This is a genomic window from Nocardiopsis sp. M1B1 (assembly GCF_052466615.1).
In genome coordinates, this window is sequence record NZ_CP196194.1 from 3694978 (window position 1) to 3715665 (window position 20688).

The 20688-nt window shown below is 74.2% G+C and carries 16 protein-coding genes; 6 read left to right on the forward strand and 10 right to left on the reverse strand.

The annotated features are described in order from the left end of the window. Positions 1-30 precede the first annotated feature (30 nt). Complete coding sequence (locus ACSTA4_RS16085; RefSeq protein WP_444959971.1) at positions 31-792, forward strand: phosphotransferase; 762 nt, start codon at positions 31-33, stop codon at positions 790-792. 105 nt (positions 793-897) lie between these two features. Here the strand turns inward: ACSTA4_RS16085 and ACSTA4_RS16090 are convergent, their stop codons facing one another. Next, positions 898-1596 (reverse strand): class I SAM-dependent DNA methyltransferase, encoded by a 699-nt coding sequence (locus tag ACSTA4_RS16090; protein WP_444959972.1) that lies wholly within the window; start codon positions 1594-1596, stop codon positions 898-900. A gap of 579 nt (positions 1597-2175) precedes the next feature. Between ACSTA4_RS16090 and erm the strand changes: the two genes are divergently transcribed. Both erm and ACSTA4_RS16100 read left to right on the forward strand, forming a co-directional pair. Continuing rightward, on the forward strand, positions 2176-2976 hold the full coding sequence (erm, locus tag ACSTA4_RS16095; RefSeq protein WP_444959973.1) for an ErmE/ErmH/ErmO/ErmR family 23S rRNA (adenine(2058)-N(6))-methyltransferase: 801 nt from the start codon (positions 2176-2178) through the stop codon (positions 2974-2976). Positions 2977-3067: 91 nt separating this feature from the next. Further along, complete coding sequence (locus ACSTA4_RS16100; protein WP_444959974.1) at positions 3068-3508, forward strand: hypothetical protein; 441 nt, start codon at positions 3068-3070, stop codon at positions 3506-3508. A gap of 15 nt (positions 3509-3523) precedes the next feature. Here ACSTA4_RS16100 and ACSTA4_RS16105 read toward each other — a convergent pair whose 3' ends face one another. The 4 genes from ACSTA4_RS16105 to treY form a co-directional block, all read right to left on the reverse strand. Further along, positions 3524-4348: an alpha/beta fold hydrolase gene (locus ACSTA4_RS16105; RefSeq protein ID WP_444959975.1), complete on the reverse strand. Its 825-nt coding sequence runs from the start codon at positions 4346-4348 to the stop codon at positions 3524-3526. 122 nt (positions 4349-4470) lie between these two features. Continuing rightward, complete coding sequence (treZ, locus tag ACSTA4_RS16110; RefSeq protein WP_444959976.1) at positions 4471-6300, reverse strand: malto-oligosyltrehalose trehalohydrolase; 1830 nt, start codon at positions 6298-6300, stop codon at positions 4471-4473. A 72-nt stretch (positions 6301-6372) separates the two neighbouring features. Continuing rightward, a complete protein-coding gene (locus tag ACSTA4_RS16115; protein WP_444959977.1) occupies positions 6373-7260 on the reverse strand; it encodes a putative RNA methyltransferase in 888 nt (295 codons plus the stop codon). Between the two features lie 107 nt (positions 7261-7367). Then, a complete protein-coding gene (treY, locus tag ACSTA4_RS16120) occupies positions 7368-9752 on the reverse strand; it encodes a malto-oligosyltrehalose synthase (RefSeq protein WP_444959978.1) in 2385 nt (794 codons plus the stop codon). Positions 9753-9965: 213 nt separating this feature from the next. Here treY and pstS point away from each other — a divergent pair, with 213 nt between their 5' ends. Then, positions 9966-11114 (forward strand): phosphate ABC transporter substrate-binding protein PstS, encoded by a 1149-nt coding sequence (gene pstS / locus ACSTA4_RS16125; protein WP_444959979.1) that lies wholly within the window; start codon positions 9966-9968, stop codon positions 11112-11114. A gap of 250 nt (positions 11115-11364) precedes the next feature. On the opposite strand, the gene ACSTA4_RS16130 is transcribed toward pstS, so the two are convergent. The 5 genes from ACSTA4_RS16130 to ACSTA4_RS16150 all read right to left on the reverse strand — a co-directional run bounded on the left by ACSTA4_RS16130 (position 11365) and on the right by ACSTA4_RS16150 (position 17782). Continuing rightward, entirely contained in the window at positions 11365-13035 is a 1671-nt protein-coding gene (locus ACSTA4_RS16130) for a glycosyltransferase (protein WP_444959980.1), read from the reverse strand. Positions 13036-13236: 201 nt separating this feature from the next. After that, entirely contained in the window at positions 13237-13410 is a 174-nt protein-coding gene (locus ACSTA4_RS16135; RefSeq protein ID WP_274973336.1) for a hypothetical protein, read from the reverse strand. A 198-nt stretch (positions 13411-13608) separates the two neighbouring features. Then, positions 13609-14610, reverse strand: a complete 1002-nt coding sequence (locus ACSTA4_RS16140; RefSeq protein ID WP_444959981.1) for an NlpC/P60 family protein — start codon at positions 14608-14610, stop codon at positions 13609-13611. Between the two features lie 482 nt (positions 14611-15092). Further along, complete coding sequence (locus ACSTA4_RS16145) at positions 15093-16991, reverse strand: S9 family peptidase (RefSeq protein ID WP_444959982.1); 1899 nt, start codon at positions 16989-16991, stop codon at positions 15093-15095. Positions 16992-17275: 284 nt separating this feature from the next. Further along, complete coding sequence (locus ACSTA4_RS16150) at positions 17276-17782, reverse strand: Rv3235 family protein (RefSeq protein WP_444959983.1); 507 nt, start codon at positions 17780-17782, stop codon at positions 17276-17278. Between the two features lie 154 nt (positions 17783-17936). Between ACSTA4_RS16150 and ACSTA4_RS16155 the strand changes: the two genes are divergently transcribed. Further along, positions 17937-18839 carry a glycerophosphodiester phosphodiesterase gene (locus ACSTA4_RS16155; protein WP_444959984.1) on the forward strand — a complete coding sequence of 301 codons (903 nt, stop codon included), beginning with the start codon at positions 17937-17939 and terminating at the stop codon, positions 18837-18839. A gap of 4 nt (positions 18840-18843) precedes the next feature. After that, a complete protein-coding gene (locus ACSTA4_RS16160) occupies positions 18844-20253 on the forward strand; it encodes an MFS transporter (RefSeq protein WP_444959985.1) in 1410 nt (469 codons plus the stop codon). Positions 20254-20688: the final 435 nt, after the last annotated feature.

Below are 20688 nucleotides of genomic sequence, written 5' to 3' on the forward strand. Positions count from 1 at the left end.
CCCCGGCCGCGCGGTGGAGCATGGGGGACCATGGCCCCACCTGAGGAAGAGGTGCTGGAGGGCGGCAACGTCGCCGACCAGGTGGTGCGCGTGGGACGGACCGTGCGCAAGCCGTGGCGGCGCTCCTCCCCTTCCGTGCTGCTCCTGCTCACGTACCTGCACGCGAACGGCTACGAGGCGTCCCCTCCCGCGGTCGGCAGGGACGAACGGGGCCGCCAGGTGCTCGGGTACGTACCGGGGACGATGGCGGACCGGATGGCGCCGATGACGCCGGGGGAGCTGCGTCGGCTGGGCGGGACGATCCGCCGCCTCCACGACCTGACCGCCGCGTACCGGCCCCGGGAGGAGCCGGTGTGGGAGGTGCCCATCCCGCACGAGCGCGAGGAACTCGTCTGCCACAACGACCTGGCGCCGTGGAACCTGGTGCGCGACGGCGACGCCTGGACCTTCATCGACTGGGACTGCGCCGGTCCGGGCACGCGCATGGGCGACCTCGGGTACGCCGCGCACGGGTTCGTGCCGCTGCACGAGGGCGGGGACCCCCGGCGCGACGCGCGACGGCTGCGCGCCCTGGCGGACGGGTACGGGTGCGACGGGGCCCAGCGCCGTGAGCTGCCCGACACGGTCCTGGGACGCGTGCGCGGCATGTACGACCTGCTGACGGAGGGCGCGCGGACGGGCGAGCAGCCGTGGGCGCGCCTGCACGCGGAGGGGCACGCCGACCACTGGGGGCCGGCGTCGGAGTACGTCGAGCGCAACCGTGAGCTGTGGCGGGAGGCGCTGCTGCGCTGACGGTGGCCCCGCGCGCCGCCTCGCGCCTCATGGACGCGAGCGCGCCCCGGCGCACTCCGGGACACGGCGGGCGCACGGGCGCCCCGGGCCCGCCGGAGCCGGGGCCTAGGGAGCGGTCCACACGAAGGCCGCCGAGATCGGGTGGCCCCGGAACCTCTCCCACTTGGGCTTGGCCGCCACCCAGGTGTCGTCCACGGTGCCCTCCGCCATCTCGGCCAGCCGCCACCCCGCGGCCGAGGCGGCGCGCACGTGGTCGCTGATGAGGTGGACGTGGGTGGCGATGGCGATGTCCTCGCCGGAGGCGTCGGTGTAGTGGGTCGGCATCCCCGAGACCATCGAGAACTGCGGGTGGTAGGCGACCAGCACGCACGTCCCACCGGGCCGGACGAGCCGCCGGGCCTCGGCGTAGAAGGGCGCCAGGTCCGGCAGGTGCTCGTCGATCAGGGAGGCGATGACCAGGTCGTAGGCGGCACCGGGCAGGCCCGTGTCGCGCACGTCGCCCCGGGTGAGGCTGTCGTGGGCGCCGCGCCCGTCGGCCAGCGCCAGCATGCCGGAGCTGAGGTCGACGCCGTCCACGCGCCCGACCCCGCGGCCGCGCAGCCACGCACCGGTGCGTCCGGTGCCGCAGCCCAGGTCGGCGGCGCGGGCGACGGCCGACCAGTCGGGGACGGTCAGGCCGTCCAGGAGGGCGAGGTCCATGGCGTCCAGGACGGAGTCCTCGTAGGTGCTGGACCAGCCGTCGTAGCCGGTGGCCACGTCGACGGTGCGGTAGTGGCGGGTGTCGAAGTCAGCGAAGTCGGGCATGGGGGCGAGTATGGCGTGGTCGGCACGGGGAGGGCGAACCCTTTTCGGGCGGGTCCGCGGCCGGGAAAACCGGTTGCCGCCGACGTTTGAGGACTCCTAGGTTGGTCGCCATGTGCTGCTTCCAGGCGATCATCTGCCGGGCCCACGCCTGGCCGGTGAGCTGCCACACCCACGTCGTCCGGCCCCGGTCCCCGCGCCTGGGCCGGTAGTCCGCCGTTCCGGCCGCCGCGGATCCCGCCCGCGGGGTCCGTCCGGCCCGCCGGGAGCCCCGCACCTCCCTCCCTCCGCTTCGCGCGCGTGTCCCCACCGCGTGTTCGGAAAGCCCGGGAGTGGTGCGCCGCCCGCCGCCGTCTGCGCAGGCGCGCCCGTGCGCGCCCGCACGGCGGTCGGCCCGGCGACGACCGCGGACGACACCTCCTCCTTCCCGTGTGACCCTCCGGTCCAGGCACAGTCGCGTCCCTTCTTCCCTCGGACGGGCTGCCCGGACCTCCTTTCGCGCTGTCGCGCGCCGTGTGGCGCGCGCCCGTCCGTGCCGCCCGTCCTCGTCGGCCACCGCAGAGTGGCTGGAACGGACCTTCCGTGGCACGTACCGAACGCTCCCGTCGCACGGGTGCCGGTGACAACCGGCGCCGCTTCTCCCAGAACTTCCTCGCCGACCCGGGCGCCGCACGCCGCGTGGTGGCGGTGTCCGGGATCGGCCCCGCCGACCTGGTGGTGGAGGTGGGACCGGGTGAGGGCGCCCTCACCCGCTTCCTGGCCCCGGCCGCCCGCCGGGTCCTGGCCTACGAGATCGACCCGCGCCTGGCCGAACGGCTCTCCGCGCGCTACCGCGACCCCGCGAGCGGGGTGCGGGTGGTGCGGGCCGACTTCACCCGGGTGCGCCCGCCGCGGGGCGAGTTCCACCTGGTGGGCAACATCCCCTACGCCCGCACCGCGGACATCGTGCGCTGGTGCCTGGACGCGCGGGGCTTGGCCTCGGCCACCCTCGTCACCCAGCTGGAGTACGCGCGCAAGCGCACCGGCGGGTTCGGGCGGTGGAGTCGGTTGACGGTGCTGACCTGGCCGGAGTGGTCGTGGTCGCTGGCCGGGCGGATCGACCGGCAGCGGTTCCGGCCGGCGCCCCGGGTGGATTCGGGCATCCTGGTGCTGCGCAGGCGCCGGACGCCCCTGGTGGACCCGGGGCGGATGAACGGCTACCGGCGCCTGGTCGAGCTGGGGTTCGGGGGCGCGGGCGGATCGCTGGGTGCGTCGCTGCGCCGCGCCCACCCCGCCCGGCGGGTGGACCGGGCGCTGGCCCGGGCCGGGATCGCGGCCGGTACCCCCGTCGGACACGTGGACCCGGGGCAGTGGCTGGAGGTCTTCCGGACACTGGAGGGCTGAGGCCGCGCGTCACGCGACCGCTACGCGCACGCCCGTCCGCGTCGGGCGGACGGGCGTCCGGCGCGGGTACGTTCCGCCCTATTCTGTGCGCATGCGCACCCCTCTCCTTCCCCTGTCCCTCGCCCTCGTCCTGCCCGTGCTCGGCTGCGCGGCGCAGGAGTCGTCGGGGGCCTTCGACGAGTCGTACCGAGTCGCCCACCCCGTCGGCGCCTACGAACACGAGTTCCGCGGGGAGGCCGACGTCGTCTACACCGTGGACGACGTCTCCTTCCCCGAGGACGGGCGTGCGGCCTTCACCCTGGAGGTGGAGGTGCCGGACCTGGGGCGGGTGCTCGGTTTCGGCGAGATCGAGACCGTGTGCGAGGCGGGGGGAGCCGAGACGGCCGCCGAGGGCGAGATCACCCTCGGTGGGACCGAGGCGGGCTCCTACGCGTTCCCGATGAAGTGCGACGTCGCGCCCGGGAGTGAGGAGTTGCGGATCGTCGTCCGCCACGACGGCGAGGAGATGGTGTTCACCGGGCCGGTCGGCTGACCGGCCCGGGCGCCCTCAGCCCAGGAAGTCCAGGAGGGCGGCGGTCAGCTCGGCCGGTGCGTCCTCCTGGACGAGGTGTCCGGCCCCGGGCAGGACGTGCAGCCGGGCCCCGGGGATCGCGGCGGCGAGCCGTCGGCCGCGGTCCAGGGGCAGCCAGGTGTCCTCCTCGCCCCACACCACCAGCACCGGCAGGTCGAGGTCGGCGTAGGCGTCCTCGACCTCGGCGGTGTAGCGCTCGTCGGCCTGGGCGATCTGCCGGTAGAACGCGGGCTGTCCGTCCTGGCCCAGCCAGGGGCGCACGAGCGCGTCCAGGACGTCGGTGCGGGGCTCGCGGTGCGCCGCGGAGGAGACGTAGGCGCGCACCAGCGCCTCGTGCAGGTGCGGGGGCAGCGCGGCGAACACGTCGGCGTTGGCGTTGACGAGGCGGAAGAAGTCGCTGCCCCAGGGTCGGACGCTGACCGCGTCGACCAGGGCGAGGCGGTCGTAGGCCGCCCCGTCCAGGACGGCCGAGCGCAGGGCCACCGCGCCGCCGAAGTCGTGCGCCACCACGGCCGGGCGCTCCAGCCCCCAGTGGTCGAGCAGGGCGGTGAACGCGGCCTGCTGGGCGGCCAGCGACACGTCCTGCCCCTCGTGCTTGGCCGAGGCCCCGTAGCCGGGCATGTCCCACACGTGGACGGTGTACCGGGCGCTCAGGGCGCGGGCGACGTGGCGCCAGACATGGGAGGAGAAGGGCGTGCCGTGCAGCAGCACGACCGGGTCCCCGTCCCCGAACCGGGCCCAGCGCACGGTTCCGTTGGGCGCCTCGAAGCTCCGGTCGAGTGTCCAGGCGTCGTCGCTCATGTGGTGCCTTTCCGTCATGGGGTCGCGGGCCGTACCGAGGCTAGGGGGCCGCGGTGACGTTCCGGCGCTCCGGGGCGGGTCCGCGCGCGGGAACGCGCTGGGCGGGCCCCGCCCCGCGCGGCTCACACCCTCAGGACGGCGAAGCACTCCCCCGGCACGGTGACGGTGGTCCCCGCGGTCCTGGGCTCGCCGTTGGCGAGCAGGAGTTCGCGCGGGGCCGCGTCCAGCTCCACCTCGGCGCCGTCGGCGTCCAGGTTGCACACCACCCGCAGGCTTCCCCGGACCAGGACGAGCTGGCGCCCGCCGCCGCCCGTCTCGACCGCGGAGCGGTCCAGGCGCGGGTCGGACAGCTCCGGTTCCACGCGCCGCAGGGCGATGAGCGCCCGGTAGGTGTCCAGGACCAGTCCGTGCGGTTCGCGTCCGGGCTCGGACCAGTCCAGGACGGCGCCGTCGCGGGTGGCCGGGTCCATGGGGTCGGGGATCTCCTCCTCGGCCCACCCCAGCGCGGCGAACTCGCGGCGGCGGCCCTCGCGCACTCCCCTGACCAGGTCGGGGTCGGTGAAGGAGGCGAAGAACGGCCAGGGCGTGGCGGCCCCCCACTCCTCCCCCATGAAGATCATGGGGGTGTAGGGGGAGCACAGCACCAGCGCGGCGCCGCAGGCGAGCAGGCCCGGGGAGAGGTGTTCGCCCATGCGGTCGCCCCGGGCCCGGTTGCCGATCTGGTCGTGGGTACTCAGGTAGGCCAGGAAGCGGCTGCCGGGGACGCGCGCGGTGTCCACGGGCGCGCCGTGGGTGCGGCCGCGGAAGCTGGAGCGGGTGCCCGCGTGCCAGAACGCGCGGGTGAGCGCGGCGGGCAGCGCCCCGGGGTCGGCGAAGTCGGCGTAGTAGCCGTGCGTCTCCCCGGTGAGGGCGACGTGCAGGGCGTGGTGGAGGTCGTCGGACCACTGGGCGGTCATGCCCAGGCCGCCCGCCTCCCGGGGCAGGACGGTGCGGGGGTCGTTGCGGTCGGACTCGGCGACCAGGGACAGCGGCCGGTTCAGGGCGGTGGCGAGGGCCTCCACCTCCTCCGCGAGTTCGGCCAGCAGCGGGGTGGCGCGGTCGTCGCGCAGGGCGTGCACGGCGTCCAGGCGCAGTCCGTCCAGGTGGTAGTGGCGCAGCCAGTCCAGGGCGTTGTCCAGGACCGTGCGGCGGACGGGGTCGGAGTCGGGGCCGTCCAGGTTGAGGGAGGGGCCCCAGGCGTTCTCGCCGCGGAAGTAGGGGCCGAAGCGGGGCATGTAGGCGCCCGAGGGGCCGAGGTGGTTGTAGACCACGTCGAGCAGGACGGCCAGGCCGCGGCGGTGGCAGGCGTCGACGAGGGCCTTGAGGGCGTCGGGTCCGCCGTAGGGGTCGTGGACGGCCGCCCACAGGACACCGTCGTAGCCCCAGCCGTGGGTGCCGTCGAAGGCGTTGACCGGCATGAGTTCGACGTGGGTGACGCCGAGGTCGACCAGGTGGTCGAGGCGGTCGGCGACGGCGGCGAGGGTGCCCTGGGGGGTGAAGGTGCCCACGTGGAGTTCGTAGACGACGGCGCCCGCGAGGGGGCGCCCGGTCCAGTCGGCGTCGGTCCAGGCGAAGGCGGCGTGGTCATAAACGCGGCTGGGGCCGTGGACGCCGTGGGGCTGGTGGAGCGAGCGGGGGTCGGGCAGGGGCTGGGGGTCGTCGTCCAGGAGGTAGGCGTACTCGGTGCCGGGCCCGGCGTCCTCGACGCGGACGCGCCACCAGCCGTCGTCGTCGGGCCGCATGGGGACGTCGCGCTCCGCGGCACCTTCGCGCTGTGCCGTGCCGTACAGGCGCAGGCGGACGCGTTCGCGGTGGGGCGCCCACACGGCGAAGTCGCCGCGGACGCCGACACCCGGGACGGCGGGGGCGGCGAGGACGTCGGACGTGGTCGGGGTGGTCTGGGCTTGGTTCACGCAGGGTGGTCTACCCGGCTCGCGCGCCCGCCATCCGCGGCTGCCGGTGTTGCCCGGACCTGCCCGTTTCGCTCAGCGGAGCGGGCGGTAGACGTGCAGGCGCACCGACGCCGTGACGGCCACGGGTTCGGGCAGGGCGTCGATGCGGGCGCGCAGGTCCCCGGCGTCGATGTGGCGGGCGCTGGGCCCCATGCCGACGACGGTCGCGGCGTCGGCGCGGTCCAGGTCCATGGTGAAGCGCAGGTCCTCGGCCCCGGCGGGGGCGAAGTGCCCGTGCAGCGAGTCGGCGAGGCGCTCGTCCTTGCGCGGGTCCACCTCCAGCAGGCCCAGCGGTCCGCGCAGTTCGGCGAGGTGGTCGGCGGCGGGCACGAGGACCAGCAGCACCCCGTCGGCGCGCAGGACGCGGTGGAACTCGGCGGCGTTGCGCGGCGCGAACACGTTGAGCAGGGCGTCCGCGGAGCCGTCGCGCAGCGGCAGGCCCCGCCAGGCGTCGGCGGTCACGGCGCCGCCGCGCTCGTGTGCCCTGGCCGCCTTGCGGGCGGCGAACTTGGAGGCGTCGGCGGTCAGCCCCACGGCGTCGGGCAGGGCCTCCAGCACCCGGGTCAGGTGGCGCCCGGTTCCGCCGCCGATGTCAGCGACCAGGGGCGCGGGAGCGGTGAGCTCGCGGACAAGGACGGTGGCCAGGGCGTCGGAGATCGGGTCGTGGTGTCCCGCCTCCTGGAACCGGAGGCGGTCGGCGACCATCTCCCGGCTGTCTCCGGTCCCGGGCGGTGTGGCCCCGGTGAGCAGGCTCGCGTACCCCTCCCTGGCCACGTTGAAGCTGTGCCCGGCGCCGCAGGAGAGCCCGCGCTCGCCCGGGTCGAGCCCGTTGCCGCAGGCGGGGCAGGCCAGGGCCGCCGCGACGGCCGCGGGCATGCGCAGCCTGGGGCCGGTGGTGTGTGGGGTGTCGGTACGCGCCATGATCGCGGCAAGCCTACCCGCGCCCCGGCCTCTCCGGTCCGGTCTCCTCCGCCCGCTCCGTACCGCTGCCCGGCGCGGACCGTCCTCCCGGTGGACGGCGGCACCCCTCACTCCCGGGTCAGGACCGCCACCGGGTACCGGTCCAGGACCCCGGCCAGGTGCGCCAGGGTGAGCCCGTCGGCGCTGTCGGGTGCCACGGCCCGGCCCGTGAGCCGGTCGGTCCAGGTCCCCGGCCCCGAGGGCAGCGCCACGACCGTGTCCGCCCAGCCCCCCGCGTCGGCCAGCCCGATCGGCAGCCGGGTGGCGACCACCGCCAGGTCGGGCCGGTCGGCTCCGGCCGAGGTCCGCGCGAAGGCCAGGGCGTGGTCCCGGGCCGGGCCGGAGGCGGTGAGCGGCAGGTACCCCGTGGGGCGCAGCTCGCGGCGCGCGCGCAGGCACGCGCGGACCAGGTGGAGCTTGGCAGCGCCGGTGGCGTCCACCGGCGGGCGCCAGCCGTCCTCGATCCGGGTCAGCAGGTCCGCGCGGGCCTGATGGTCCACGGGCCTGCGGTTGTCGGGGTCGACCAGGGACAGGTCCCACAGCTCGGTGCCCTGGTACAGGTCCGGGACGCCCGGGCCGAGCAGCTGCACGGCCTTCTGGCCCAGGGAGTTGCTCCATCCGGCCTCGCGCACCGACTCCACCACGGAGGCCACCTCCCCGCGCAGGGTTCTGTCGCCCAGCACCCGCGCGGGCCAGGAGCGGACGCGGTCCTCGAAGTCGGGGTCCGGTTCGGTCCAGGAGGTGCCCAGCCGCGCCTCGCGGGCGGCCTTGAGCAGGTAGTCGGCCAGGCGCTCCTCCCCGATGGGCCAGGCGCCGACCAGGGTCTGCCACCCCAGGAGGTTGAGCGCGGGTTCGGGCAGGGCGCACCGCCCGGTCCAGCGGCGCACGGCCTCGGCGAAGGGTTCGGCCACCTCCGAAAGGGCGGCCAGGCGGGCGCGCACGTCCTCGGAGCGCTTGGTGTCGTGCGTGGACAGGGTGGTCATGGTGTGCGGCCGGGCGGCCTCGCGGCGGGCCGCGCCGTCGTGGAACTCGCGCGGTGCGACGGCGAAGTCGGCGGGGTCCCCGCCCACCTCGTTGAGGGCGACGAACCTGGTGGTGCGGTAGAAGGCCGTGTTCTCGGTGCCCATGGCCACGACCATCCCGCTGGTCTGCTGGATGCGCCGCGCGGCCTCGCCCCGGGGGTCGCGGCGCACCCGCAGGTCGACGGCCTCCAGGTCGTGGGCCAGGTCGGGGCGGTGCTCCACGGCGGTCTCCACCGCCCGGGCCCAGTCGCGCTCGCCCTCGGGCAGGTAGGAGCGGTACACGTCGAAGGCGCACAGCAGCTCGGCCACGGCCTCCTCGCGGCGGCGCACCGCCTCGGGCGAGGGAGCCTCCCGCCCGCGTTCGGGCCGGGGCGGCAGCAGGGATGCGATCCGCCGCACCTCGGTGCGCAGCAGCTCTGCGGCGGCGTGGCGGCGGGCCCGCAGGTCGGCCGCGGCGACGTCCACCTCCACCCCCTGGTCGAGGGCGAGGGTGGTGAGATCGGCCTCACCGGAGGGGTCGACGAACACGCCGCAGAGCTCGCGCAGGGCGTCGTACCCGGTGGTTCCGGCGACCGGCCAGGACTGCGGCAGCTCCTCGCCGGGGGCGAGGATCTTCTCCACCACGACCCAGCCGCCGAAGCGCTCGGCGAGGCGGCGCAGGTAGCCGCCGGGGTCGGTGAGCCCGTCCACGTGGTCCACCCGCAGACCGTCGAGCTGGCCGAGTTCGGCCCAGCGCAGGATCTCGGCGTGGGTGGCGTCGAAGACACCGGGTTCCTCCACCCGCACGGCGGCCAGCTCGCTGACGTCGAAGAACCGGCGGTAGGTGAGTTCGCCGTCGCCGCGCCTCCAGGACACCAGCCGGTAGTGCTGGCGCTCGTGCACCGCCTCGACGGAGTCGCCGGGCCCGTGGGTGCCGGGGGCGAGCGGGTAGCGCTTGTCGTGGTAGGCCAGGCAGCCGTCGGCGAGGACGAGGTCGGACAGGGCGGCCCGTCCGCCGTCGCCGTCGTCGCCCAGCACAGGGATGAGCACGGGTCCGGCGTCGAAGTCGATGTCGAAGCAGCGCGCGTACACCGAGTCCCGGCCGTGGGCGAGGACGTCCCACCACCAGCGGTTGGCGTCGGCGCGCACCACGGACATGTGGTTGGGGACGATGTCGGCGACCACGCCCATGCCCAGCTCGTGCGCCTTGGCGGCCAGGGCCTCGCGGGCGGCGTCCCCGCCCAGTCCGGGCGAGACCCGGGTGGGGTCGACCACGTCGTAGCCGTGCTGGGAGCCCGGCGCGGCGGCGAGTACCGGGGACAGGTAGACCGCCCCGGTTCCCAGTCGGTCCAGGTAGTCGAGCAGGTCCGCGGCGTCCTCCAGGGTGAACCCGGGGCGCAGCTGGAGGCGGTAGGTTGACGTCGGAGCGGTGGACGTGTCGTGCGTGCTCATCACGCATCTACCCGTGCCCGTACCGTCCGCGTGTCATGCACGCCGGTCCGCGTGAGCGCCATGCCATACGGGGCCGCCTTGGGGGTGGTGGTCCGCCGATGGTTAAATTCTTCGGCGGTGCTCCATCACCAGCGACGACGCTCCCGTTCGGGGACGCGCGGCGGTGAACGCAGACCAGGACCACCGACACCGACGAAGGGGATAGAAGCAGTCGTGCTCCCGTCCAACAAGCGCACCAAGACCGGCATCCTCCGCCACGGCGGAGCCTCCAGGGGGGTCTCAGCGTCGGCCGCGCTGGCCGGCCTGCTGCTGGCCGTGACCGCCTGCGGCAGCGACCAGGCCGTTCCGGACAGCGCCGCGCCGGAGGTTCCCGAGGGCCTGGAGTGCTTCTCCGGCAGCCTCTCGGGGGCCGGTTCCAGCGCCCAGGAGAACGCGATGACGACCTGGATCGCCGGTTACCAGTCCGCCTGCGACGACGCGCGCGTCTACTACAACTCGATCGGCTCGGGCGGCGGGCGCAGCCAGTTCATCGACGGCGCGGTGGCCTTCGCCGGGACCGACGCGGCGATGGACCCGGACGAGAACGCCGACGCCAGGGAGCGGTGCGGCGGCTCGGACGTGATCAACCTGCCCGCCTACGTGATCCCGATCGCGGTGGTGTTCAACCTGGAGGGCGTGGACTCGCTGAACCTGCGCCCGCAGACGCTGGCCAAGATCTTCAACCAGGAGATCACGCAGTGGAACGACCCCGAGATCGTCGAGGACAACCCGGACGCGGACCTGCCGGACATGGCGATCACCCCGGTCAACCGCTCCGACGACTCGGGCACCACGGAGAACTTCGCCAACTACCTCAGCGCCGCGGCGCCCGACGCCTGGCCGCACGAGCCGAGCGGGCAGTGGCCGCTCACCCCGCGTGAGTCGGCGCAGGGCAACAGCGGTATCGCCGACACGGTCGAGCGGGCCGAGGGGTCCATCGGCTACGTGGAGATGTCGCACGTGCACGGCATGTCCACGGTGGACATCGGCGTCGGCGGCGAGTTCGTGGAGATCTCCCCCGAGGCCGCCGCCCAGGTGGTCGCCGAGTCCCCGCAGCGCGAGGACAACCCCAGCGAGTACGACCTGGCGCTGGACCTGAACTACGGCACGACCGAGGCGGGCAGCTACCCGCTGGTCCTGGTCAGCTACGAGGTCGTTTGCCTGGACTACCCCGACGACGGCCAGGCCGAGCGGGCCAAGTCCTTCCTGCGCTACGTGGTGAGCCCGGAGGGGCAGTCGGCCGCCTCCGAGGAGACCGGGTCGGCCCCGGTCAGCGACGCCCTGCGCGAGAAGCTCCTGGAGTCGATCGCCGCCGTCAGCTGAGCGGTTCCGCCCGCGCGGCGGTGACCCCGCGGGTCCGGCCGGTCCCGGGCCACCGAGCCGCGGGAACGGACGTCACGGGCACGCCGCCTCGGCGGCGTGCCCGTCGTACGCGCGACGTCGGGTACCTTGAGTACCGGCCGCGTCGCCCTCGGTCATCACCGGGATGCGGGGGCGCTCGGCGGGGTCCGCCCGCTCTCCGGGTCGATGTCTTCCCCCATCTGCCCGGTCGCGGTCGGACCCCGGGAGGCGGTCAGCCTCGCTCGCGGCGCAGCCTCCGGCGGGCCCGCGCCCATCCCGAGCGCAGCCAGCCGCCGGACCGCGCAGCGCCGGTGGGCTCCCGCCCCGTCTCGTGCTCCCGTGTGCCGCACTCCCCCGCCGGGCGCTCCTCCGTCCCGGCCCTCGGGGAGGGGGCGGCCACCTCCGCCGGTTCGGGTTCGGTGCGCGGAGGCGGCGGCACCGAGCGGTACAGCGACAGGTCGGTCAGCGTCTCCTCCCCGGCGTGGATCCGGTAGCGGCCGTGCAGGGCGGCGACCACGTCGCCCAGGTCCTCGTCCTCATCGCGCACCCGCAGGGCCCGGGCCAGCGCGCGGGTGCGCCACAGCCGCACCCCGGCGTCGCGGGTGGGCGAGGCGGCCGGGAAGAGTTCGGTGAGCCCCGCGCGGGCGCGCTCGGCGCTGGCCAGCAGGCGCGACAGGGCCACCTGGCCCAGCCCCCAGGAGACCGGGACCTGGAGCAGGAACGGTGAGGGGAACCCGGTGCGGGGCGCGGACGCGGCGAAGGAGATCCGGGGTTCGCGCAGGTAGTTGGCCTGGATCAGCCGCAGGTCCAGGTGGGGTCCGCCGATGTCGCGCCGAGCCCGGCCGTCCACCGCCCGCAGCCGCCGCGCCCCGTGTACGGCGGCGCCGCCCTCCTCGGCGCCGTCCCAGTCGGCGACCAGGGTCAGGGCCAGGTCGGTCTCGGCGCTGTCCAGGAGCCGGTCCACACAGCCGCGGACCAGGTCGTAGGGCGCGCCGGAGACCTCGACCACGGCGTGCACGAGCGGGATGCGGCGCCGGTGGGCCGGTACCCGCTCGCGGTAGGCGTGCGGGTGCGGCATGAACTCGGCGAGGACCTCGGTGCGGAAGCGTTCGGAGGGCAGCCGGGTGCGCGCGGTGCCCGCGCGGCCCACGTGCCAGCCGGTGGCGGCGGGTTCGGGCAGCAGGACGGCGCCCGCCTGCCAGAGGCGGTAGCCGAACTCGGTGTCCTGGCCCAGGTCGAGGTCGGGGTCCACTCCCCCGGCGGCCTCGTACAGGCTGCGGCGCACGGCCGCCGCAGCGCCGACGTAGGCGTGGAAGCCCAGGTGGTCGGCGTCGCGCAGGCCGTCGCTCCCGGTGAGGACGCGCTCGACCCACGCGTGGTGGCGGCCGGTGTCCAGGGCGGTGTGCAGGGCGTCGGTGCGGGCCAGGGCCAGGACGTCGGTGGGGCTCTGGGGCCCGGTGTCGGCGAAGCGGACCCGGCCGAGCGTGACGGCCTCGGCGTGGACGTGGTGCCAGCGCGCCTGGGCCTCGACGAACTCGCGGCACACCACCATGTCGGAGTCCATCCACAGCAGGACGTCGCCGGTGCTGGAGTGGGCGCCGTAGGCGCGGGCGTACCCGGCGCCCCAGCCGCCGTCGGGGACGGTCAGGACGCGGCAGTGGGCGGGGCGCAGGTCGGGCAGGCGCAGCGCCGGGGAGGAGTGGTCGTCCACGACCACGACCTCCATCAGGTCCTCGGGGTAGGTCTGCGCGGCCAGCGAGGCCAGGGCGAGGTCGAGGCGGCGCTGCCCGCCGCGCGCCGGGATGACGACGCTGACCCGCAGGTCGGGGGTCCAGCGTCCGATGTCGGGCGGTGTCAGCGCACTCCAGTCGTTGCGGAAGACGCGGGTGAGGACGCGTTCCACCCGGCCACGGTGAGACACTCCGTCAACATGAGACCCTACGTGCTTATTCGGTGACACATAGTAACCATACCCTCACTCGGCTCCACCGCGGAGGCCTTCGCCCATGTGTCAGGAAACGGGTCCGCGGCGAACGGACCGGGCACACGGACGGGGGCGCGCCGCACGGGTTCCGGCGGCGCGCCCCCGACAGCGGGTGCGCGGTCAGCGGTCCTGGCCGCCCTGCGCCCTGAGCATCCGGACGCCGAGGCAGACCACGCCCACGAGCAGGGCGGCCATCAGGAGCCAGATCAGGAGGCCGACCACCACGGACAGGATCCAGAAGAAGGCGATGACGACCGCGACCGCGGCCGCGACCCTGAACACGAGACGTCCCATGGGCGGAAGAATACGCGGAGCGCACCGCCGGCCGGAACCCGCGTCCCCTGCCCGCTTCCGGGAAGGGCGCGCTGTTCGGTCCCCTCCGGCGCGGCCTTGTGCCCACGGCGCGTCCGGTGCGTCGGCACCGGCCGTGAGCACAAGGCCGTCGCGGGCCGCAGCCCTCGCGTCACACGGGCGACGGTTCCGGTCGGTCAGCTAGCCGACGCGGACGGCGACGGTGAAGACGCTGTCCCAGTAGGCGGCCAGGGAGACCTCCTCCAGCGGCTTGGACGGGTTGGAGCCGTGGATCATGTTGCCGTTGCCGGAGTAGATCCCCACGTGGCTGGGAGACGACTCGCTGTAGAAGAACAGCAGGTCCCCGGGCTGGACCTCGTCGCGCGAGACCCGGGTGCCGGCGTTGACCTGGTCGTAGGTCGTGCGGGGCAGGTTGACCCCCGCCTGGGCCCACGCGGCCTGGACCAGGCCCGAGCAGTCGTAGCCGTCGGGGCCGGTACCGCCCCAGACGTAGGGCTTGCCGATCTGGGCGCGGGCGAAGTCCAGGACGGCCTGGACGTCGCCGGAGGCCGCGACGGCCTCGCCGCCGCCCGTGGAGGCCTCGGAGACGGTCGGGTCCTGCCCGTCCAGGCTCTCCAGGACCTCGGACTGCTCGTCCAGGGCGGCCTCGCCATCCTCCTTGGCCGTCTCGGCCTCGGAGAGCGCGGCGGAGGCGTCGGCCTCCGACTCGGCGGCCTGGTCGCGCAGGCCCTCGGCGCGCTCCACCTGGGCGACGTAGTCGTCCAGGACGGCGTCCTGACCCATGGACAGGAAGTTCAGGTCGGCGATGTTCTGCAGCGACCCGTCCGGGTCGCCGCGGAACAGGACCGTGAAGAGGCTGTGCGTGGACCCGGTGTAGGCGGTCTGGGCGATCCCGGCGACCGTGCCGGACATGGCCTCCAGTTCCTCCTGGGCCCTGGCGAGCTGCTCCTCGACCTCCTCCAGCTCGGCCTCGGCCGCCGCGTGGTCCTCCTCGGCCTGGTTGTAGGCCTCGTTCAGGGTCGAGAGCTCCTCCTGGAGCTGCTCGTAGCGTTCGCGGGCCTCCTCGGCGGTGGGCTCGGCGAAGGCCACGCCCGAGGACAGGACGACGGCGCCCAGGGTGGCGCAGCCGACCGTCGCGACACGGCGCCTGCTGCGCCTTCCGGGCTCGGGGTTGCGAGTCAAGGGACCGACTGCCTTTCTCCCACACCCGCCTACCAGCGCAGGGCATCCCGAGGACGCGCCCGGGTGAGGGCGCGTGGGAATGCGGTGAGGGGGATCCCGGCGGGCGGCGCTCAAGGGGGCCGAGGGAGGTGTGCCGGAGTTCTGCGGTGGCCTCTGCTCATGGGAAAGGACTGCTCGTGAGCGAGAGTGCGACGGAAACCGGACGCCGTCACCCTTGTGGTGACTAACGGGGGCGTTCCGACCTGAGGGAACACTAATTCACCAGCGGGACCGGTCGCGACCCTTTCGTTACCTTCCCTTGGGCAACCCTCTGACCAGCGGTTCCATAACAAGAGGGCCGAAAAGCCCGCGCGAGCGGGCATGACGGGGACTAGTTCTCCCCCCTGGAGTCACCCCAAAACAGGGTAAAGCCCGTCGAAAAAGTGGCGTGTATCACGCGAACCACCGGAAGGGGGCGGGGACGGGCCCCGCCCCGGCACATGTCACAGGTGTCGCTGCCACCAGTCCAGGACCGCCTCGAAGCGGGCGACACGGTGGCTGGGCAGGCCCGAGCGCGACAGCTCGTGCCCCTCAGCGGGGAAGAGCAGCATCTCCACCTCCTGGCCGCGCAGCTTCAACGCCACGAACAGGCGCTGCGCCTGCTCCACCGGGCAGCGCCAGTCCTCCTCGGAGTGGACGATCAGGAACGGGACGTCGATCCGGTCGGCGTAGGTGAGCGGACTCTCCTTGGCCCAGGTCTGCGGCGGCCCGTACAGCGGCCCGGGGAAGAACGAGCCGATGTCGGAGGAGCCGTGGAAGCTCTCGATGGCGTTGACCGCGCGCTCGCTGATCGCCGCCCGGAACCGCTCCCCGTGGTGGGCGGCGATCCAGGTGGTCATGAACCCGCCGTGGGACCCGCCCATGACGCCCACCCGCGAGGAGTCCAGCCGCTCGTCCTCCAGCGCCGCGTCCAGGAAGGCCAGCACGTCGGTGGCGGTGGTCGCGCCCACCGAGCCGATGACGGCCCGGCCGTGCTCGTGCCCGTAGCCCGAGGAACCGCGCGGGTTGCACATCACCACGGCGTACCCGGCCGCGGCGTAGACCTGCGTCTCGTCGAAGAGCTGGTGGCCGTACTGGGCGAAGGGGCCGCCGTGGATCATCAGCACCACCGGGTGCGGGCCCTCGCCCTCGGGCACGGTGACCCACCCGTGCACGGGGTAGCCGTCGGCGGTGTGGGCCGTCAGCTCCCTCATCGGCAGGGGGTCCAGGGCGCCGGCGAACTCCGTGAGCGCCCGCGTGCCCCCGTCACCGACCACGACCAGTTCGCCGCTGCTGCGGCCGTCGGCGACCACCGCGACGGTGACGCCGCCCGCGCTGTCGAAGGACTGGACCTGCACCGGGCCGCCGACGACCGTCTCGGGCTCGCCGCCCCCGAAGGGAACCAGGACCAAATCCACCGCGCCCCGATTCTCCGCCAGGCCGAGCAGACCGCGCTCAGTGACCTTGGGCCCCCCGGCCATCCGCGGGTTCTGGGCGGGGGTCAACCGGACGGGCGCCGCCGAGGCGTCGGCGGGCACCGACCACAGGGCGCTGGTCTGGCCCACGAAGTCGTCGAGGTCGGGACCGAGCTCGTCACCGAGGAAGTAGACGGTGGCGCCGTCCCCGGAGAAGTCGCTCCGCGTGGCGTCCAGGTTCCCGGCGGTCACCCGGCGCGGCTCGGCGCCCTCCTCCGGCGCGCACGCCCACAGGTCCTCCACCAAGTCGGTGTCGCGGGTGGCATGGCGCGCGGCGGCGAAGACCAGTTCGGCGCCGTCGGGTCTCCAGGTCACGGACCGGTGCTCGAAGTCGCCACGGGTCACCCGGACCGGCTCCCCCGCCTCGCCCGAGGGGTCCAGGGGCGCGGAGACGAACACGTGCGTGCGCCGGTCGTTGGCGAACCCGAGGTCGTCCAGCCGGTACTTGAGCTGCGTGATGCGCCGGGGCGGCTCCTTGCCCGGCTCGCGGTCCACGTAGCGGTCGGCCTCGGGGACGCGCGCGGTGTAGGCGATCCGGGTGGAGTCCGGGCTCCAGCGGGGGGCGCCCGCGCCCAGCGGGTGGGAGGTGATCTTCCAGGGCTCACCGCCGTCGGCGGGCAGGACGTGGATCTGCGGACGCTTGTCCTCGTCGGGGCGCAGGAAGGCGATCCACCGCCCGTCGGGGGAGAACACCGGGCCGTTGTCCCTGACGCCCCGGGTGAGCCGGGCGGGCGGCGCGGAGCCGTCGGTGGGCACGGACCACAGGGAGCCGAGGTAGGCGTCCTCCTCCAGGTCCGGCCGGGTCACGGCGAAGACCGCGCGGCGGCCGTCGGGGGACAGGGTGGGCGCGCCGATGCTGTGCAGGTGGGCGATGTCAGCAGGTTTCATACAACGGATGGCCGTCCCGGCGCGGGGAGCGCCGTGACCGCCCCCTCCTTTTCGCTTGGCGGTGGGCCCGTCGTTCGGGACCACCGCGTGCCGGGAACGGTCGGGCCGCGTCACGGGCGCCGCCGTTCGAAGACGGGGTCAGCGCTCCGGTCCGGAGAACACCCCACGGGGACCTTATCCAGGCTCCTCACCGGAAATCCAGGTGCTTTCCGTCCAGCGGAGCCCGCGTCCGCGCCGGGCCCGGGCGAGCGGAGGAGGCCCGCCTGCGGCCCGGCGCGGTGGTCTCACCCGGTCGGCTCGACGGGCATCCCGCCCCGGCCTCGCACGGCGCCGTCGGTCTCCAGCCGGGTGCACACCCACCGGCCGTCCCCCCGGCGCTGGGCGCGGAAGGCGAACACCCGGGATCGGCGGTCGCAGCGGATCACGGCGTTGGCCTCCACACCGTCGGCGTCCACGGGCTGGTGGTAGACCTGTGTCAGCCGCGGCGCCAGCTCGCAGGAGACCGTGCCCCGCAGGCGGCGCAGCTCCTCGCGGACCGGGACGGTCACCTGGTCGCGCAGCGCCTCGGGGGTGCGGCGGCCGACCAGGACCTCGGCCACGCGCTGGGCCAGCAGGTGGACGGGGCCGGGGGTGCGGTGACCCGCCAGGAGCGGGGTCCCGCACCGGCGCACGGGGGCGTGGCGCGGCGGCAGGGGCGTGCGCGCGGGGGTGCGGACCGGCCGGTGGTACTCGGGGGCGCCGTGGGCGCACAGGGGCCGGGGGCAGGGGTGGCGGTGAGGGGTGTACGACATGAACAGGTCCCTTCCGGGAGGATGACGTTCCGCCTTCACCCTGCACAGAGGCGGCGCCGCCGTCCCCGTGCCAGCTGGCATTCCAGGTTTCGGGAATGTTCCGCCGCCCCCGGGCCCAGGGCGCACAGCCGCCCGAAACCGGCATACTGCATGCGTGACTTCCGCCTACCTCTCCTCCCCCGTACCCGTGGCCCTCGCCCACCGCGGCGGGTGGCTCCTCGACGACCAGGGCGTGCGCCGCACCGAACTGGAGAACACGGCCGCGGCCTTCCAGTACGCCGTCGACCTCGGCTACACGTACCTGGAGACGGACGTGCACGCCACCGGCGACGGCGTCCTCATGGCCTTCCACGACCCCACCCTGGACCGCGCCACCGACATGAGCGGCGCGATCGGCGACCTGCCGCACCGCGAGGTGGCCCGCGCCCGGGTGGCCGGACGCGAGCCGGTCCCGGTGCTGGAGGACCTGCTGGGGACCTGGCCGGAGGTGCGGTTCAACATCGACGTCAAGGCCGACGCCGCCGTCGCGCCGCTGTGTGAGGCGCTGCGCCGCACCAACGCCTGGGACCGGGTGTGCGTGGGCTCCTTCGACCAGCGCCGACTGGACCGGGCCCGGCGGCTGTTCGACCGGCCCGTGGCCACCTCCTGCGGCCCCCTGGACGTGGTCCGGCTGCGGGCGGCCTCCCTGTCCCCGCTGCTGCGCTCCCTGGCCAGCCGGGTCCCCGTCTGCGCGCAGATCCCCCTGCGCCACGGCTCCCTCCCCCTGCTCAGCCGGGACCTGATCGCCACCGCGCACCGCCTGGGCATGCAGGTGCACGTGTGGACCATCAACGAGCCCGGGACGATGGAGCGCCTGCTCGACGCGGGGGTGGACGGCATCGTCACCGACAACACGAGCGCCCTCCGGGAACTCCTCGTGCGGCGGGGCCAGTGGCCCGGCCACGCACCCTCCGCCTTCACCGAGAACTCCACCGGCGGCTCCACCGGTACCTCCGGCGACTCCCCCACCGCCACCTCCGACAACTCTCCCACCGACTCCCCCCAGCGGAACGGATAGCCCCATGGCCAGCACACCACCGGAGACGGACGCCACCGGCGCCCCCTCGGCCGACCCCGCGCAGCGCAGGCGCGAACAGCGCGGCTGGTACCTCTACGACTGGGCCAACTCGGTGTTCACCACTTCGGTGGTGACCGTGCTCATCGGCCCGTACCTGAGCAACCTGGCGTGCGTGTCGGCCGGAGCCCCGGACGCCGCGTCCTGCCTGGACCCCGCGCTGTCGGTCAGCCCGCTGGGCCTGGACTTCCTCTCGCTGCACCCCAACGCGCTCTACCCGGCGCTGACCACCGTGGCGATCCTGCTCCAGATCCTGTGCCTGCCGATCGTGGGGTCGATGGTCGACCACTCGCGGCACAAGAAGCGGTGGCTGCTCTGGCTCGCCGTCAGCGGGTCGGCGTGCACGCTGGGACTGTACTTCGCCACCGACGGCTACCTGGTGGCCTCGGTGCTGTTCGTGCTGGCCAACCTGCTGTACGGGCTGGCGGGCGTGGTCTACAACGCGTTCCTGCCCGAGGTGGCCACGGCCGAGGAACGCGACCGGGTGTCGGTCACCGGCTGGGGCATCGGCTACCTGGGCGGGGCGCTGCTGCTGGCCGTCCACCTGGGTTTGGTGGTCGGCGCTCCGTCACTGGGCCTGGACACGGACGACGCCGCGCGCATCGCCTTCGCCTCCTGCGGCCTGTGGTGGGCGGGGTTCACCGTCCTGGCGCTGCGGCCGCTGCGGGACCGCTACGGCGCCCTGGCGGCGCGCGCCCAGGGCCGCCCGAAGGTGGGACGGTCGCTGCGCCAGTTCGGGCACACGCTCAAGGACATGCGCAAGTACCCGAACACGATTCTCTTTCTCCTGGCGTTCATCCTGTTCAACGACGGTGTGCAGGCGGCCATCCGCTACGCGGCGCCCTTCGCCACCCAGGACCTGGGGCTGGACCAGAACGTCCTGATCGTCACCATCCTCATCATCCAGTTCGTGGCCTTCGGGGGCGCCTTCCTGACCGGACGGGTCGCCCGGGTGCTGGGCAGCAAGAACACCGTGCTGGCCACGCTCGCGGTGTGGAGCTCGCTCGTGGCGGCGGCCTACTTCCTCCCGGTCGGGAACGTGCCGCTGTTCGTGGCCATGGGAGTGGGCATCGGCCTGGTGCTGGGCGGCACCCAGTCGCTGGCCCGGTCGCTGTACTCCCAGCTCATCCCCCGTGGGCGCGAGGCGGAGTACTTCAGCCTGTACCAGATCTCGGACAAGGGATCGAGCTTCCTGGGGTCGCTGACCGTGACCGTGGCCGTCTCGCTCACCGGCGGCTACCGGATGGCGATCCTGTCCCTGATCGTGTTCTTCGTCATCGGCGGTCTGCTGCTGTGGCGCACGCGCATGCGCGAGGGGATCCTGGCGGTGGGCAACGAGGTGCCGCGCAACCTGTAGATCGTTGGGCCGCTGGAGTGCTGGACTGCGGGAGTGCGGGGCGGTAGGGCCGCAGGGCCGCTGACGGGCGAACGTGTTCTGAGTCGGTGGTCATAGGTGCTGAGGGGTCGTGGGCGTTGTTTCCTGCGGGCAGCTACGTTTTCCACAGGCGGGAGTTGGGGCTGGTCGTGGGTGGTGTGGTGATGGTTTGCTGGAAATAGGGGGGATCCCACCCATGCAGGCTTCGGCATGCCCTGAAACGCTCGGCGCTCAATAAGGATAATGGATTGAGGGGTAGGGAGGGGCCGTCCACAGGGCCCCTCCCTACGCCATTCCTGTTGGAGGTTGTTGGCGGCAACGAAAGCGCGCCAGCTGCCGCGAAAGGGTGCGGACGGCGGAAAGCGGTGGGCGCCGGGTGGGGGTGTGGGCCCCCGACGAAAAGCGGCACCAAAGGCA